Here is a 14680-nt window from a genome sequence, read left to right on the forward strand (position 1 = left end):
TCGATCAATCGCTGACGGAAAAACCCCATGAGGACGGATCGATCAATCCCGGCGGCGGGAGCATCTCCCGGAGCTCGACCGGACGGCGTTTAATCTCGACGGCGGTGTAGCTGTCGCCGTGTCCCCATCCCGAGAGAATATTGATTTTGAGAGATATGCCGTCCGGCGTCAGGCATTCATGTCTGCCCGCGTCGGAAAGGCCGGGCGTCATATCGAACCAGGAGCAAGTTTCTCCAAGCGCGTCACCGTTCCGTTTCAGGTCGACCTGACCTGTCTTCAGCTGGAAAGTATTGTATGGGTGCTGGGGATCAAGCTGTGCACGGGCGGCGTGAAGACTATGCCCGTCTTTGGAGGACATGATCCAGATTCCCTGGTTTTCGAGTTCGTTCCAAATCGTGAGTTTCAGAGATCCGCCCTTTTCGCGGCGCTCTTCGGATCGCCAGGGATAATGCCTCAAAACTCTGACCTCCGACCAGTTCCCGACCATTCTGGCTTCAAAGTCGACGAGAGCTTCAGGCTCGGGATAATCCCGTAGCGGCTTCAGCCAGAACCATGGATCGAACAACCTCTTCGGCGGCGCAACCTCGGATTCCGCGACGGCTGTTCGGTCGAGCCGGACCAATTGCGTGTCGCTCATCGGCTTCCCCTCGCGGAACAGAACCTTTTCCGCAACTTCAATGCCGTCGGCCGACAGACAACTGAACCAAAGCGGCGACATCGCGTCGCTTGTGCGGATGAGTTGCCGCCAGTTGCAAGCTTCTCCAACTTGGTTGTCAGTCTCGCCGGTTTCCTTCGCTTGCTTCACGCTGAGGTCCAGGCTCCGATCGGTCCTTTCAATGCTCATCCACGTAAAGTCTTCGTTGCCGGTCTTGGTCATCCGCAACACGGTGTTGTCGAAGAAATTCCCGTAGGAGACGGTTGTTTGGTCGCCATTGACCGATTCAACCCGCGTCCAGCCCTTGTGATGAACGACCGAACGCAACATTTCCTTCGGCTCACCGTAAGTGTTCCGAACGATCATCGACGCGGTGTAGTCCGGAACGTCGCGCGTGGGCGCAAAGGGAACTTCACTTGCATTGCCGGCACCGGCAGCGAACACGAAGAGACAGGTCGCGATACGCCTCACTCGTTTACTCCTGGCCATCCTTCGGCCCCTTCGCGTATTCACAGATCGAGGTGGAATAGAATGTCTGGCCAGCAAATTCGTGTTTCGACAAGCCGAATTCGAACACGCCGAATTTCTTGTCACGATAATAAAACGCTGACGTAAGGAACTCGCTCAACCGTCCGCAGTCCCCCATGCCGGCGCCGGTATAGACCGACAAAGCCTTGCCCTTGAAGGTCCCCTTCACCACCTTGTCGATCTCAAAGTCGCCGCGCGTCAGGCGTGGCGCTTCACCGTCCGAACGTGGATCTGGCATCTCGACGCCAAAGGTCACGAGCTTCATGCGGCCTCTGACGATCAAATCCGCTTCCGCGAATTTGTCCTTCGCAGACGATCGTCCGCAACTGCAGGCGGATGCCGCCGAAGCCGACAGCACCACCAGGACCGACGCGGCGACGAAGGCCACGGCACGATATGAATTCATTGAAATCCCCCTCCGCGCGGCTGAAATCCTGCGCGCCTCATCCACAGCATCACCGGAGATTTGTCGGGATTGAGGCGAAGGACTGGACGATTTCCCGCGGTGGTGGAGAGAAATGGAACGATGTCGCTAACCACTCCCTCGCGCAGCCAGGCTACGTCGGCAGCGACAGGTTCATTCTCAGGCCCCCGAAGAGCAAGGCCGCATTATGGCACGCCCATCTGTGCTTATTCAAAACGTAAGTATGGTGGAGACGCATCTCACCCCAGCACCCGCCTGATCTTCTCCACATCCTCCGCCGTCGCCGGATTATACACCACCATGCTGAGATCCGGCCGCCCATCCACCTGAAAGGCGGAATATTCGAAGGAAAGCAGCCCGAGCAGCGGGTGCTTGATGTGCTTGACACCTTCGCCGTGGCTGCGCACATCGTTGTCGCGCCACATCGCCAGAAATTCCGGGCTTTTCCGGCAGAGCTCGTCGACCAGCGGCTCGACTTGTTCCGCAGCCCCCGCACGGGCGGCGTCCACCCGGAAGGCGGCGACGACGAAGCGGGCGACACTTTCCCAGTCGTATTGGGCGGCGCGCACGCGCGGATCGAGGAAGATGAAGCGCAGCACGTTGCGCTCTTCCGGCGGCAGCGCGGCGTAATCGGTGAGCAGCACGGTCGCCGCCCGGTTCCAGCCGACGACGTCCCAGATCGCGGTGCGGATCAGCGCCGGGCTCGGGTCCAGCGCGTCGAGCACGCCCTGCAGCCGCGGCGTCACACCCTGTTCGCTGCGGTAGCGCACCTCGGGCGGGCGGCCGAGACCGATGAGGAAGAGATGTTCGCGCTCGATATCGGTCAGCATCAGCGCCCGCGAGATCCGGTCGAGCACGTCGGCGGACGGCGCCCCGCCACGGCCCTGCTCCAGCCAGGTGTACCAGGTCGGGCTGATATTGGCGCGGCCCGCTACCTCCTCGCGGCGCAGGCCCGGCGTACGGCGCCGCTCGCCGGCGAAACCGAAGGCGGCAGGGTCGAGCTTGGCGCGGCGATCCTTGAGGTAAGCGCCGAGCCGGTTTTCGGAGGTGACGAATTCGCTCATCCTGTTAGCCATTATACCATGATAATATCACTACTTTACCATGATAGCACTCTCGCCGATATCTGTCTCCAGCCAATCAGGAGATATCGACATGCGCATATTCGTCACTGGAGCCACGGGCTGGGTCGGCTCGGCCGTCGTCAATGAATTGATCGCCGCCGGCCATCAGGTGCTCGGCCTCACCCGTTCGGAAAAAGGCGCCGAAGAACTGGCGGCCGCCGGCGCTGCGGTCCATCGCGGCTCGCTGGAAGATCTGGAAGGACTGAAGCGCGGCGCGGCCGAGGCCGATGGCGTCATCCATACCGGCTTCAATCATGATTTCTCGAAATTCGCCGAAAACTGCGCCCTCGACCGGCGCGCCATCGAGGCGCTCGGCGAAGCTCTCCAGGGCTCCAACCGGCCGCTGCTCGTCACCGCGGGCCTCGGCCATGCGCCCGGTCGCATCGGCACCGAGAAGGATCCGCCGATGCCGACGTCGGAAACCTATCCCCGCGCCTCCGAAATCATCGCGGTCTCGCTCGTCGCCCGCGGCGTGCGCGCCGCCACCGTCCGCCTTCCGCCATCCGTGCACGGCCATGGCGATCACGGCTTCGTGCCGATGCTGATCGAGACCGCGCGGCGGACGGGCATGTCAGCCTATATCGGCGAAGGGCAGAACCGCTGGCCGGCCGTACACCGGCTCGATGCAGCCCGTCTCTACCGCCTGGCGATCGAACGCGGCGCCGTCGGCGGCCCGTACGTCGCGGTCGCCGAAGAGGGCGTGGTTTTCCGCCAGATCGCCGAACTCATCGGCCGGCGGCTCAACGTGCCCACAGCCTCGCTGTTGCCAGAAGAGGCGGCAGGGCATTTCGGCTGGTTCGGAATGTTCACCGGCGTCGACGTGCCGACCTCGAGTGCCGGGACCCGCGCGCTGCTCGGCTGGAGGCCGGAGCAGCCGGGCCTCATCGCCGATATAGATCATCCGGCGTATTTTTGAGAGCCTTGTCTACCCCAGGCACGAGGATGGAGAGGACGTGCCGTGTGGCCCCCTCATCTGCCTGCCGGCATCTTCTCCCCGAGGGGAGAAGCGGAATCGCGGCAACGTCTCGCGTCATTGAAATCTCAGTTTGGGAATGAAGGTCGTACGGCTTGCCCCTTCTCCCCAGTGGGGAGAAGATGCCGGCAGGCAAATGAGGGGGCTACCCGGCACATCTTCCAATATGACGCCCCAAAGACGACGCGGGTGCGCCGACCGATGAATGCGGGAAAATCACCACGTATCCCCACCATTACCGGATCGAAGCGAGCGTGGCGCAGCAGAAGGCGAGGAAGGTGACCGCGGCATTGGCGGCATGCGAATATTCCCACTGGCGGCGCAGGCTTTCCCACGCTTCCGGCTGCACGGTCCAATTCTCGGTCGCCAGGTTCGCCGGCCGGGTGAAGGTCACGAAGATGGCGAGGTTGAGCACGATCAGCGCGGCGGCTGCGATGGAGAGCATCAAGGCCGGTCCATCGGCCCTGAGCACCGCGGCATTGCCGATATTCGCAAGAAAGGCGAGCGGCAGCAGAAGGCCGACGATCCACCACCCGGCATAGGCCTGCTGCGCGACAAAATAATCCGCCTTCGCCATTCCGATCTTGTTCGGAAGCGAGAGAAGATGGGCCGCGGGCGCCATGAGCGCCAGACCGGTGATGATGACGGCCAGGAATCTCACGATGGGTGAACCCGTGACAGCAGACAGGGTTCCCGGAAAATATGGAACAGTGTCGGCTTCCATCGGTTGTCCGGAGGTCGCAAACCTCGAAAAAGGAGCCGAAAATGAGCAAGACCAACGTTCGAGAAATTCAGAAACGCGCCGAACAGCAGGTCAAGAACACCAGCGCCGGCGGCCACCTCGGCGGCACTTATTTCGGCCAGCAACCCGATGGCAAAACCACATCGGACACCACCAATGACAGCGCCAAGGCGCGGCCGAACGACGGGAGCAATTGAGGCGCGTCCTCTCCTATCGCGTTGCGGTAATAGGATATTTCGAAAGGGCATGCTGTGGGTTACCCCCCTCTGCCCTGCCGGGCATCTCCCCCACAAGGGGGGAGATTCGCAAGAGGCCTGACCATCCCTCCCTTTCGAACGGCGTCGACAATCACAATGCCTGAGTTGCTTGGGGAAGCCATCGCGCCCAGCCGATCTCCCTCCTTGTGGGGGAGATGCCCGGCAGGGCAGAGGGGGGTGCAACACGGCACAACCTTTCCTCCGTCTCCTTACTCATCCCACATGACATTCTGGCCACATGACATTCTGGAAACCGCGGCAGCCCCTTGGCCTCCTCCCCCTGGCCTCCTCCCCTTGCCTCCTCAAAGTGGTACTCTCTCGGGCCACCCGTCATTGATCGGCAACGCCTCCGCCCTATTTTCAACCTCAGAGGGATACGGATTGAGCGAAGGCGGAGGGGCGACGTGGCATCTTATTCGATCGACGATGCGATACGGGAATTGGCCCCGGTTCTCGGCAAGGCGCCGGCGGGCGCCGTCAGCGGCCAGTGGACGGCCACGACGATGCAGGCCGGCCATTCCTCCCGCACGGGCGGCTATCGCGATGCCGAAGGCAAACACGTGATGGAGGATTCCAGCCATTCGCTGGGGATCATCGACGACGTCGTCGAAAAGCTCGATCGCGCCGCGCCGCGGCCCATCAACACGGTGGTGATCGGCTGGAAGAAGCCGAAATTTCCCTTCATGCGCGGAGAGGTCACGCTCAAAACCAGTTTCGACGAAGCGATTGTGCCGCGCGAACCCGACGACCCGATCTACGAGGCGGCGGCCGCCGCGCGGCGCACCTTCTGGCAGCGCCGTGGCGCGCTGCAGGTGGGCTTTGCCGCTGAGCGCGAAACGGCCAACATCTACAATCAGACGAAATGGTTCGGCCCGCACCGCCGCATACTGGCCATCGACAGCCCGGGAAAGCTGACGCTCGCCACCGACGGTCTCTCGACCCCCTGGGCCGGCGTTGCCGATCCGGAGAACGGCGTCGAATGCGAGCTCTTCATGGAGTTCGATGCCGCAACGCTGAATGCGGCAGGCGTCGGCAACTGGGCGAACCTTCTGATCAACATCGGCGACCTCGTGGCCGACGGCCACCACGTCGCCCGCGATGTCGAGGATCATGGCGCCATCCTCTTCTGCCGGCTGACGGAAGACTACGCGCCGCTCACCCGCATCATGCTGAGCCGCGACGCCAGCCGGATCGAAGGCCTGCCCTTCGGCTCCGTGCCGCTGATCCTGGTAACGCCGATCACCGAAGCCGAAATCCAGGGACAGGACCTCTCCGACGACTGGTGCGCCGCGGCCGCACGCCACGCGCTGGCAAAACGCGGGATCAGGAATTGATCCTTGCCCGGGTAGCGCAGCGTTGTCGCAAAACCGGTATCGACCATCTCGACGCGGACCCCTGATTTTGCCGCTACGATTGCGTGAGAATCACCAAGGTCTCCGGCAAGACTCCGTCATATTCCATCGCTTCCGCCGCCTGGCTGGACTTCATGAATTCCGCCAGGCGGTCCATGTCGGGAACGTCCATGACCACACCGACCCGGTTGGAATCTTGTGGATCGACAAACGTACGAATGTTCGTGCAGCCGAGGGGTTCGAAAACCTCTTTGCGCCGCGGTGACGTGAGCCAGTGTTTGACGTCCTTGACGTCGTGATAGGCCATTATGGTAGGCATGGCGTCCTCCTCTCAAAGCCGGATAGAACACTACGCCGCGATCGATCGCATTGATATTACCCGGATGGGCGGGATCGTCGCCGGCCTTACTCCGTTACGCTTCGAACCAGCCAATAAACCGCTATGTGTATAAACGCTAAAGCCAATAATGATACGGCAAACGTTCCCGCCATGCACAAGATGGGGTGCTGTTCAAGCAGCCGGTCAAGCCAAGATGAGGGCTCATCACTTGGCTCGTTTAAGACAGACACTATCGCTCTTCGCTCCACCGCAAAACGTAGAGATGTCCAGACAATTGACCACAAAATAACCCAAGCGATTGGCGATCCATGGACAGCAAGGTAGGCTGGCCCTAATGCAGACGCTACAAGAACAAGAAGGTTCACCTGTCAACTCGCTTTGATTAGGGTCCAAATCGGTCGAGTTCAGAAAGCGAGGCTACCACGCGTTGCCTCGCCTGGACTGCTAGCCGGGTGCAATCTAAATTGATGAAGCGAATTACCAAAAATTCAACGTCTGCAAGGGCTGACAGTGGATTTTAGCCGTATATTCACTCCGGATACTTCCACGGCATTAGCTCGTCGAACTGGCTCTGCCGCCAGCGAAGGGCATATAAGGACATACCCCCGCATCCGGCATCCTCCACCGCCCCTCATGCTGCAAGGCGCAGCCTCGAAGCGCGCGCTCCGACGCTGCTCCTTGCCATTCTCCGCCTACTCGTTGATGTCAGGCTCCACCACCTGCGCCAGGTTGCGCAGCGAATCCTGCCAGCCGAGATAGCAGGCCTCAGGCGGGATCACATCGGGCACGCCGGCCTGGGTGATTTCGACTTCGGTGCCGACCGAGACCTTCTTCAGGATCACGGTGACTTCCATTTCGCCGGGCAGGTTCGGATCGTCGAACTTGTCGGTGTAGCGGACGCGCTCGCCGGGAACGAGTTCGCGGTATTCGCCGCCGAAGGCATGGCTGTGGCCGGTCGTGAAGTTGCGGAAGGACATCCGGAACGTGCCGCCGACTGACGGTTCCAGATGATGCACGGTGCAGAGGAAGCCGTTCGGCGGCAGCCATTTGGCGAGCGCGTCGGCCTCGATGAATGCGCGATAGACCTTATCCGGGCTGGTCGCGAAAACGCGGTGCAGGCGTATGGTGCTTGGCATGGTCGTGATCCTTTTTGGATGGACGGAATGGACGAGCCTAGGACGGGCGGGACCTGAGCGATCCGACACCGGATCGGCCTTTTATTCAAGATAAATTGCCGGCGGCAAGCGGCCCGGTCTTATCCGGCGAGCGGCTCAGCCATGCGGCGAGCGGCTCAGCCGTGCGGCGAGCGGCTCAGCCGTGCGGCGAGCGGCTCAGCCGGGCATGCCGTCGAATTGCGGGAGATCGAGCGGCTTTGCCCATTTCAGCCGGCGCCGGGTGAACATTTCCACTCCGGGCTCGATCAGTTCGGGCCGGTCTAGGCTGCCGAGCGTCACGAAGACGAGGCCGGGGAAGCTTTCCAGATTGCTGCTGAACAGCCGGGAGCCGCACTCGCCGCAGAAGTTGCGGTCGAGCCCCTTGCCGGAATCGGCGATATAGTGAAACGCCTTGGGGCTGCCTGAGATCAGGGTGAAATCCTCCTCCGGCACGGCGAAGAAGGTCGCCGCCTCGCCGCCCGTTGCCCTCTTGCAATCCATGCAGTGGCAGTCGGCGACGAAATTCGGATCGGTGCCGAATTCGAATTTCACCGCGCCGCAGGCGCATTGCCCGGTATATTTCCTGCTCATGCGTCAAACCTCCCTCGATCAGCGCAGCAGATCCCCGGTCAGCTTTGCTGATCGGGCCGTGTTGAACCATCATGCGGGCTCCGCGGTAAAGCCGAGGCCAAGCCGCGCATGTTTGTGGGGAATGATCCCGGCGTCCCGGGATCATGCAAAGCTTCAAAACGACAGAGTGCCGGCGCGTTGCGCCTTATGCCGCGGCCTGTTTTCTCAAGGCGGCGAGAAGTGTACGGGCGCCTTCTTTCGACGAGGCCGGGTTCTGGCCGGTGATCAGCAACCCGTCCTGGACGACGTGCACGGCCCAATCGGCCACCGAGGAAAACTTTGCCCCCTGATCCCTCAGCTCGTCCTCGACCAGATAGGGAACGACGTCGATCAGATGCACGGCATCCTCCTCGGAATTGGTGAAGCCGGTGACCTTGCGGCCGCTGACGATCGGCTTGCCATCCGGCGTCTTCACATTCATCAGGATTCCCGGTGCGTGACAGACGAGCGCCACCGGCTTTCCCGCCGCAAACATGTCCTCGATCAGCGACAGCGCGTGGCGATCGTTCGTCAGATCCCAGAGCGGGCCGTGGCCGCCGGGGAAGAACACGCTATCGTAATCCGCCGCGCGGATTTCGGAGAGCTTCAAAGTGTTGGCCAGTGCGGACTTTGCAGCCGGATCCCCTTCGAACCGCCGCGTTTCGTCGGTCTGGAAGTCGGGCTCGTTGCTCTTCGGATCGAGCGGCGGCTGGCCGCCCTTCGGCGAAGCAAGCGTGATGTCGACGCCCGCATCACGGAAAACGAAATAAGGGGCGGCGAATTCCTCCAGCCAGAACCCGGTCTTCCTGCCGGTGTCTCCCAGCTGGTCATGCGATGTGAGAACCATGAGAATTTTCATTGCCCAGCTCCTTCATTCGCCGCGACCAAAGCCGCCGGCGTCCGGGTTTACGGTGAAATACTGCTGCGGATCTCATGCTGAAACAGCCCAAACCTTAAACCCACGGCCGCCATGACACAAGCTCCGGCGCCGGCTGTTTCTACTCAGGGGCGTGGTGGCCCATCGTCGAGGAACCGCTCGCCCGTTCGGTTGTTTATCTGCCATGGCGTGCCACACGGCACGCCCACTCCTACCCCGCCAAAATCGTTCGCACCAGATCCGCATGATGGACCTCGGCGACGTCGGGATGGGAGCGCAGGCGGCTCTTCAGCTGGTTGATGCCGACCTCGCGAAAGATCGGGTTGAGCGGGTCGGTGGAGATGCCGCGCTCGGCCCGTTTCAGCTCTTCGGGAAGGTCGATGACGGGGATCGTCGCGTCCGGGCGCGAGCCGAGGAAGAAGGCGACGGAGAAGCGCTCGACGCCGGCCGGCGGTGCGACGACATCATGGACATCGGCGCGAACGAAGCCGTTGGTCGCAAGCTCCAGAAGCTCGCCGGTATTGATGACGAAGGTGCCCGGCACCGGCGGCGCGCTGATCCACTCGCCCTCTTCCGTGCGTACGCGCAAGCCCGGCGTCCTGTCCTGGAGAAGCACGGTGACGAAGCCGCCATCCCTGTGCGCGCCGACACCCTGATCGGTTTCGGCGACCTCGCGCCCGGGATAGCGGATGATTTTCAGAAGCTGCGAGGGCTGTGGCTCGTAAATCTCGGCAAAGACCTCTTCCGGCTGGCCGAGGGCTGATGCGATCGCCTTCAGGATGTCGATGCCGATGCGCGTCACCTCGGCCTGATAGGCAAGCAGCAGCGGCTTCAGCTCCGGCAGGGTCGCCGGCCACTGGTTCGGCCCCTGCAGGCGCTTCCATGGCGGCGTCTCCGGCCCGATCTCGGCGGCCTCGCCTTCCGTATTGATGTCGAGCTGCTCGCGCCAATCCTGCTCGCCGCGCGTGCGCTCCTGCCCCGCCCTGTTATAGCCGCGAAAATGCGGCGACTTGACCATCTCGATCGCGAGCTTCTCTTCCAGCGGAAGCGCAAAGAAGCGTTTGGCGGTCGCAACCACATCCTCGATCAGCTTCGGATCGACGCCATGCCCCGTGAGATAGAAGAAGCCATGGGCGTGGAGCACATGGCGAAGCTCGGCGACGAAGGCGGCGCGCTCCTCGGAAGAGCCGTAATAGCGCGAGAGATCAAGGGTCGGCAGCGAGGCCGCCGCATCGATCGGGGAAGATGGAAGGCTCATGGCGTGTCCTGAAGCTGGCGGCGTGGTGAAGGCGTCTGACGAGCATAGGCTGAAACGGCGTGGTTTGAACGACGCCGCATTCGCTGTTCCCCCGGCTCCATGAAAAAGCTTTTCGTGAGGGAAAGGCACTGGGAAACAAACATCCGTCTCTTGTAAAGGAATGCCGCGCAGTCAGGCCGCTGACTCCTGCGCAGCCAAAATCTTGCGCGCCGTAAATTGCCGTTGATGGAAAATCCGCACGGACAGAACGACGCCGGCGATCAGGACAAGGACGCCGGCGATTTCGATCGGGCTCGGCCAGCGCGCATGGACGATGAGCCCGCCGACGACACCGAAGGCCGTTTCCGACACGATCAATTGCGCGGCAAGCGCAACCGGCAGGCTCCGTGACGCAACGTTCCAGGCCCAGACGCCGCCCACGGTTGCCAGCAGCGCCAGAGAGGTGCCCCAGACATAGAGGCCGCCGGCTGCACTCCAGCCGAATCCCAGTGTCGGAAGCCGGAAGAGGTCCATCGCAGCGCCGAGAGGATAGAAGGCCAGCATCAGGACGCCGCCGCCGACCAATATCAGCGCCGACCAGACGCCGGAGGGCATTTCCGGCCGGGCGGCGAGTGCAGCCTGATTGGCGAGCGCGAACCAGACCCAAAGCCCGACGGCGGCAAGCGCCAGCGGCACGCCAACCCACAGCGATCGCACGGAATTCAATCCTTCAGCCGTGAAGGCTGTGCCATTGACGAGAGCGAGGCCGGCCACGACAAGAGCCAGTGGCATCACCAGCGATCGCCATGGCAAGGAGCCCTGACGCTGATTGCCGACAACCATCAAGACGATCGGCACCAGGCCGAGGAAGGCCGGAGCGATGACCGGGCCGGCAAAAACGGCCGCGCCCGTCACCGTCAGGAAGTAGCCGACATATCCGACGAAGGCGAGCCGGATGGCGTCCAGACAATTGCGAAGCGTCAGATGCCGCATGATGCCCTTGCCCGAGAACAGGATGTAAAGTCCGACGAGCGCCGAGACGACATGACGGACGAGGGCAAAATCGAAGGTGGAATAGTCGCCGATGATGAAGGGCACGACGAAATTGAGCGAAAAGGCAAAGGCTGCAAAGAGAGCGGCCGACACGCCGACATAGAAGAGTTTGTCCATCACGGCACCCCGTTGACGTTGCGTCACTGAGCCTCTGATCTCCGTGACACCGCAGGCTTCGCTCGGTTTCAAGCGAACCCCTGATCGGATGGAGAAATGTACCGACCGGGAGCCTTGCCCGGTATCCCGCGAAAATGAGAACCACCCTCTCGGAGTTGATGCATCGGATGGTGAAGCGAGGGTCGCGCCAAGGGTTTCCCCTCCCCAACCCCTCCTCACAAGGAGGGGACTAACGCGCGGCCACCAACTGTGACAAAGCCCACCTCACTGCGGATAACACAGTGAATTGGGCGAGGCGATCGCAACATCGAAGCCCCTCCCCCTTGTGGGGAGGGGTTTTTAGCGGATCCGAACCGGACAGGTGTGCGTCAAATCCAGAACCGGTGCCCAAATTGTCCCTGGCGATCGGGATCCGACCGCAAGCGCCACCGTCAAAGAGCGCTCAAGCCGCCTTCTCCACCGCCTCGCGCATCGCCTGCGGCCTGCCCAGCAGATAACCCTGCGCCTCGTCGCACTGCTCTTCGAACAGCGTATCCAACTGCGCCTGCGTCTCCACGCCTTCCGCCAGCACCGGCACATCAAGGCTGCGGCCAAGGGCCAGGATGGCCCTGATGATCGCCTTGGACTGGGCGTTGCTTTCGACCTCGGCCATGAAGCTCTTGTCGAGCTTGATCTTGTCGAAGGGGAAGGAGCGCAGCGTTTCCAGCGAGGAGTAGCCGGTGCCGAAATCGTCGATGGCGATCGACACGCCGAGCGACTTCATCTCCCGCATAGTGCGCAGCGCCTTGTCCTTGTCGACAATGATGGAGCTTTCGGTGATCTCGATTTCGAGGCGGCGCGGATCGAGGCCGGTTTCGGAAAGAATGGCTGATATCACGGCCGCCATGTCGGCATGGCCGAGCTGGACGGGCGACAGGTTGACGGCGATCTTGTGGCCGTTGCTCCAGCTCGCGGCCTCCCGGCAGGCTTCTCGCAGCACCCATTCGCCGATCGGCAGGATCGCGCCGCATTCCTCGGCAAGGCCGATGAAATCCATCGGCGGGATATTGCCGCGCTCGTGATGGCGCCAGCGCAGCAGAACCTCGAAGCCGGTGATCTCCCCCGTCCGCACGGATTTCTGCACCTGATAATGCAGGTGAAGCTCGTTGCGGTCGATCGAGGCCCAGAGATCGTTGGCGAGCGCGCGGCGGTGGCGCGCGGTCTCGTCCATGGCGGCCTCGTAGAAGCAGACCTTCTGCAGCAGCGATTGCTTGGCGCGGTACATGGCAAGGTCGGCATTGGCAAGAAGCCCGTCGACGCTCTCGGCGTCGCCGGGATAGATCGCAACTCCGAGGCTGGCGCCGGTCTTGATCTCGAAGCCGTCGACGGAGACGACGCCGCCGAGCGCGGCTTCCAGGCGGGCGATGAAATCGTGGAGCGCGCTCAAATCGTCGAAGCGCTTGGTCGCCGCGAATTCGTCGCCGCCGAAGCGGGCGATGAACTCGCCCTCCTGCCGCGCCTCGCCGAGACGCCGGGTAAGCTCGACGAGCACCGTGTCGCCGGTGGCGTGGCCGTGCTGGTCGTTGACCTCCTTGAACTTGTCGAGGTCGATGCCGATCACCGCGACATGGCCCCTCACCCGCTCGGCGACCATCAGTTCTTCCGAAACGCGCTCGCCGAACTGCAGCCGGTTCGGCAGGCCCGTCAGCCCATCATGCTTGGCGAGGAAGGCGACCTGCTCTTCGGATTTCAGCCGGTCGGTAATGTCCTCGAAGGTGACGACCCAGCCGCCGTTCGGCAGGATGTTGACTTTCTGCTGGATGGAGACGCCGCTCGGATAGGTGTGAACGGCGCTGCCGGCCCCGCCCCTGATCAGCGCCATGTTCCGGGCATAATGGGCCTCGGCCAGGGCTGCCGCCTCCGCGGCGTCTTCGGCATTGGCGGCATAGCCGATTTCGACGATCTCGCGATAAGGCATTCCCGGCCGCACCGAGCCTTCGGGGAAGCGGAAGATATCGAGATAGCGCTTGTTGCAGAGCACCAGGCGCTCTTCGCCATCGAACATGCAGATGCCCTGCCCCATATTCTCGAGCGCCACATCGAGATTGCGGGTGATCTCCTCGATCCGGTCGGCATCGGCCTTCTGCTTGCTGTTGTCCTTGGTGATCTTGGCAAAGCCGATCAGCTCGCCTGTTTCATCGTGGATCGCATCGATGACGACATGGGCCCAGAAGGAGGAGCCGTCCTTGCGATAGCGCCACCCCTGGGCTTCGAATTTGCCTTCGGTGCGCGCAGTTTCGAGCGCCCGCCGCGGCACGCCTTTCCGGCGGTCTTCCTCCGAATAGAACAGCGAGAAATCTCTGCCGACGACCTCATCAGCGGTATAGCGCTTGACGCGCTCGGCTCCGGCATTCCAGTTGCTGACCTTGCCATCGGGGTCGAGCATGTAGATGGCGTAGTCCGTGACGCCTTGCACGAGGAACTTGAAGTTGCGCTCCGCCCTGGCGGTCCTGACCTCCGAGTGCACGGCGAAGATCGCCGCCGCAAAACCCGCCGCCAGCAGCGAAAAGGTGACGGCAGCGATGGTCGCCACCATGACTTCGGGCGAAAGCATCGTCGCGGGATCGAGCGCCACCGCGCCCGGCGTAACGGTCACGCCCGCCATCGCGGTGAAATGCAGGGCGACGACACCTGATGTCAGCAGAAGCGTCGGCGCGAACCGACCCAGAATCGACCGGTCGTCCCTGCCCGCAAATCCAAAGGCGACGACCGAAAAGGCGATGCCGAGAAGGATAGATGCCGCGACGAAGGTGCTGTCCCAGGCGATCTCTCCCGGGAATTCGATCGCGAGCATTCCGGTAAAATGCATCGAGCCGATGCCGGCGCCGAAGAGCACGCCCGCCAGGATATTCGCCACCCGCCCGGTATAGGCCATCTTGGCTGCGACGGCGGCCGATGTCGCGACGATCGCGACCAGCAGCGAAACCAGCGTCAAGCCGGCACGATAGCCCACGACGACGCCGGGGTCGTATGCCAGCATGGCGACGAAATGCGTGGCCCAGATGCCGAAGCCGCCGGCCGCACCTGCCGTCGCGATCCATACCCAGCGGGCCGCGCCCTCGGACGATGTCGCCCGATGCAGCAGAACCATCGCGCAATGGCTCGCGAGGAAGCAGATCAAACCCGCGAGACCGACCAGCGCGAGATTGTGCTGCTGGGTAACGCACGTCAGAACGGTGAACATGGAATAGGACCCTCG

The 14680-nt window shown here is 62.4% G+C and carries 14 protein-coding genes; 3 read left to right on the plus strand and 11 right to left on the minus strand.

Annotated elements, in window-relative coordinates; all coding sequences use genetic code 11:
- Positions 1-4: 4 nt before the first annotated feature.
- From NE852_RS13580 to NE852_RS13590, 3 genes are all read right to left on the minus strand, one after another.
- Entirely contained in the window at positions 5-1099 is a 1095-nt protein-coding gene (locus NE852_RS13580) for a hypothetical protein (protein ID WP_258155677.1), read from the minus strand.
- Positions 1100-1130: 31 nt separating this feature from the next.
- Positions 1131-1589 carry a hypothetical protein gene (locus NE852_RS13585; RefSeq protein WP_008533803.1) on the minus strand — a complete coding sequence of 153 codons (459 nt, stop codon included), beginning with the start codon at positions 1587-1589 and terminating at the stop codon, positions 1131-1133.
- A 257-nt stretch (positions 1590-1846) separates the two neighbouring features.
- Positions 1847-2671: a helix-turn-helix transcriptional regulator gene (locus NE852_RS13590; RefSeq protein WP_008533796.1), complete on the minus strand. Its 825-nt coding sequence runs from the start codon at positions 2669-2671 to the stop codon at positions 1847-1849.
- Between the two features lie 91 nt (positions 2672-2762).
- Between NE852_RS13590 and NE852_RS13595 the strand changes: the two genes are divergently transcribed.
- Complete coding sequence (locus NE852_RS13595) at positions 2763-3647, plus strand: SDR family oxidoreductase (protein ID WP_258155679.1); 885 nt, start codon at positions 2763-2765, stop codon at positions 3645-3647.
- Positions 3648-3939: 292 nt separating this feature from the next.
- On the opposite strand, the gene NE852_RS13600 is transcribed toward NE852_RS13595, so the two are convergent.
- On the minus strand, positions 3940-4365 hold the full coding sequence (locus NE852_RS13600; RefSeq protein WP_037175945.1) for a hypothetical protein: 426 nt from the start codon (positions 4363-4365) through the stop codon (positions 3940-3942).
- Positions 4366-4469: 104 nt separating this feature from the next.
- Between NE852_RS13600 and NE852_RS13605 the strand changes: the two genes are divergently transcribed.
- Both NE852_RS13605 and NE852_RS13610 read left to right on the plus strand, forming a co-directional pair.
- Positions 4470-4643 carry a hypothetical protein gene (locus NE852_RS13605; protein ID WP_258155680.1) on the plus strand — a complete coding sequence of 58 codons (174 nt, stop codon included), beginning with the start codon at positions 4470-4472 and terminating at the stop codon, positions 4641-4643.
- 464 nt (positions 4644-5107) lie between these two features.
- Positions 5108-6037 (plus strand): hypothetical protein, encoded by a 930-nt coding sequence (locus NE852_RS13610; RefSeq protein WP_008533793.1) that lies wholly within the window; start codon positions 5108-5110, stop codon positions 6035-6037.
- Between the two features lie 73 nt (positions 6038-6110).
- Here NE852_RS13610 and NE852_RS13615 read toward each other — a convergent pair whose 3' ends face one another.
- From NE852_RS13615 to NE852_RS13645, 7 genes are all read right to left on the minus strand, one after another.
- The gene (locus tag NE852_RS13615; protein ID WP_037174719.1) at positions 6111-6374 is read right to left on the minus strand and encodes a hypothetical protein; all 264 of its coding nucleotides are present in this window, start codon (positions 6372-6374) and stop codon (positions 6111-6113) included.
- Between the two features lie 713 nt (positions 6375-7087).
- Positions 7088-7531: an SRPBCC family protein gene (locus NE852_RS13620; protein ID WP_258155681.1), complete on the minus strand. Its 444-nt coding sequence runs from the start codon at positions 7529-7531 to the stop codon at positions 7088-7090.
- Positions 7532-7726: 195 nt separating this feature from the next.
- Positions 7727-8140, minus strand: a complete 414-nt coding sequence (locus tag NE852_RS13625) for a GFA family protein (protein WP_008533790.1) — start codon at positions 8138-8140, stop codon at positions 7727-7729.
- Between the two features lie 184 nt (positions 8141-8324).
- On the minus strand, positions 8325-9017 hold the full coding sequence (locus tag NE852_RS13630; protein WP_008533789.1) for a type 1 glutamine amidotransferase domain-containing protein: 693 nt from the start codon (positions 9015-9017) through the stop codon (positions 8325-8327).
- A 229-nt stretch (positions 9018-9246) separates the two neighbouring features.
- Positions 9247-10293 (minus strand): isopenicillin N synthase family oxygenase, encoded by a 1047-nt coding sequence (locus NE852_RS13635; protein WP_258155683.1) that lies wholly within the window; start codon positions 10291-10293, stop codon positions 9247-9249.
- Positions 10294-10464: 171 nt separating this feature from the next.
- On the minus strand, positions 10465-11442 hold the full coding sequence (locus NE852_RS13640) for a DMT family transporter (protein WP_008533787.1): 978 nt from the start codon (positions 11440-11442) through the stop codon (positions 10465-10467).
- A 442-nt stretch (positions 11443-11884) separates the two neighbouring features.
- Positions 11885-14665, minus strand: a complete 2781-nt coding sequence (locus tag NE852_RS13645) for an EAL domain-containing protein (RefSeq protein WP_258155686.1) — start codon at positions 14663-14665, stop codon at positions 11885-11887.
- Between the last annotated feature and the right edge of the window lie 15 nt (positions 14666-14680).

The sequence above is a fragment of the Rhizobium sp. Pop5 genome (assembly GCF_024721175.1).
Classification (GTDB): domain Bacteria; phylum Pseudomonadota; class Alphaproteobacteria; order Rhizobiales; family Rhizobiaceae; genus Rhizobium.

What these genes read in the sequence shown, in the direction of transcription:
- NE852_RS13640 (WP_008533787.1), bottom strand. Translation starts at nt 11,442, where the DNA reads ATGGACAAACTCTTCTATGTCGGCGTGTCGGCCGCTCTCTTTGCAGCC.
- NE852_RS13615 (WP_037174719.1), bottom strand. Translation starts at nt 6,374, where the DNA reads ATGCCTACCATAATGGCCTATCACGACGTCAAGGACGTCAAACACTGG.
- NE852_RS13645 (WP_258155686.1), bottom strand. Translation starts at nt 14,665, where the DNA reads ATGTTCACCGTTCTGACGTGCGTTACCCAGCAGCACAATCTCGCGCTG.
- NE852_RS13620 (WP_258155681.1), bottom strand. Translation starts at nt 7,531, where the DNA reads ATGCCAAGCACCATACGCCTGCACCGCGTTTTCGCGACCAGCCCGGAT.
- NE852_RS13630 (WP_008533789.1), bottom strand. Translation starts at nt 9,017, where the DNA reads ATGAAAATTCTCATGGTTCTCACATCGCATGACCAGCTGGGAGACACC.
- NE852_RS13625 (WP_008533790.1), bottom strand. Translation starts at nt 8,140, where the DNA reads ATGAGCAGGAAATATACCGGGCAATGCGCCTGCGGCGCGGTGAAATTC.
- NE852_RS13585 (WP_008533803.1), bottom strand. Translation starts at nt 1,589, where the DNA reads ATGAATTCATATCGTGCCGTGGCCTTCGTCGCCGCGTCGGTCCTGGTG.
- NE852_RS13635 (WP_258155683.1), bottom strand. Translation starts at nt 10,293, where the DNA reads ATGAGCCTTCCATCTTCCCCGATCGATGCGGCGGCCTCGCTGCCGACC.
- NE852_RS13590 (WP_008533796.1), bottom strand. Translation starts at nt 2,671, where the DNA reads ATGAGCGAATTCGTCACCTCCGAAAACCGGCTCGGCGCTTACCTCAAG.
- NE852_RS13595 (WP_258155679.1), top strand. Translation starts at nt 2,763, where the DNA reads ATGCGCATATTCGTCACTGGAGCCACGGGCTGGGTCGGCTCGGCCGTC.
- NE852_RS13605 (WP_258155680.1), top strand. Translation starts at nt 4,470, where the DNA reads ATGAGCAAGACCAACGTTCGAGAAATTCAGAAACGCGCCGAACAGCAG.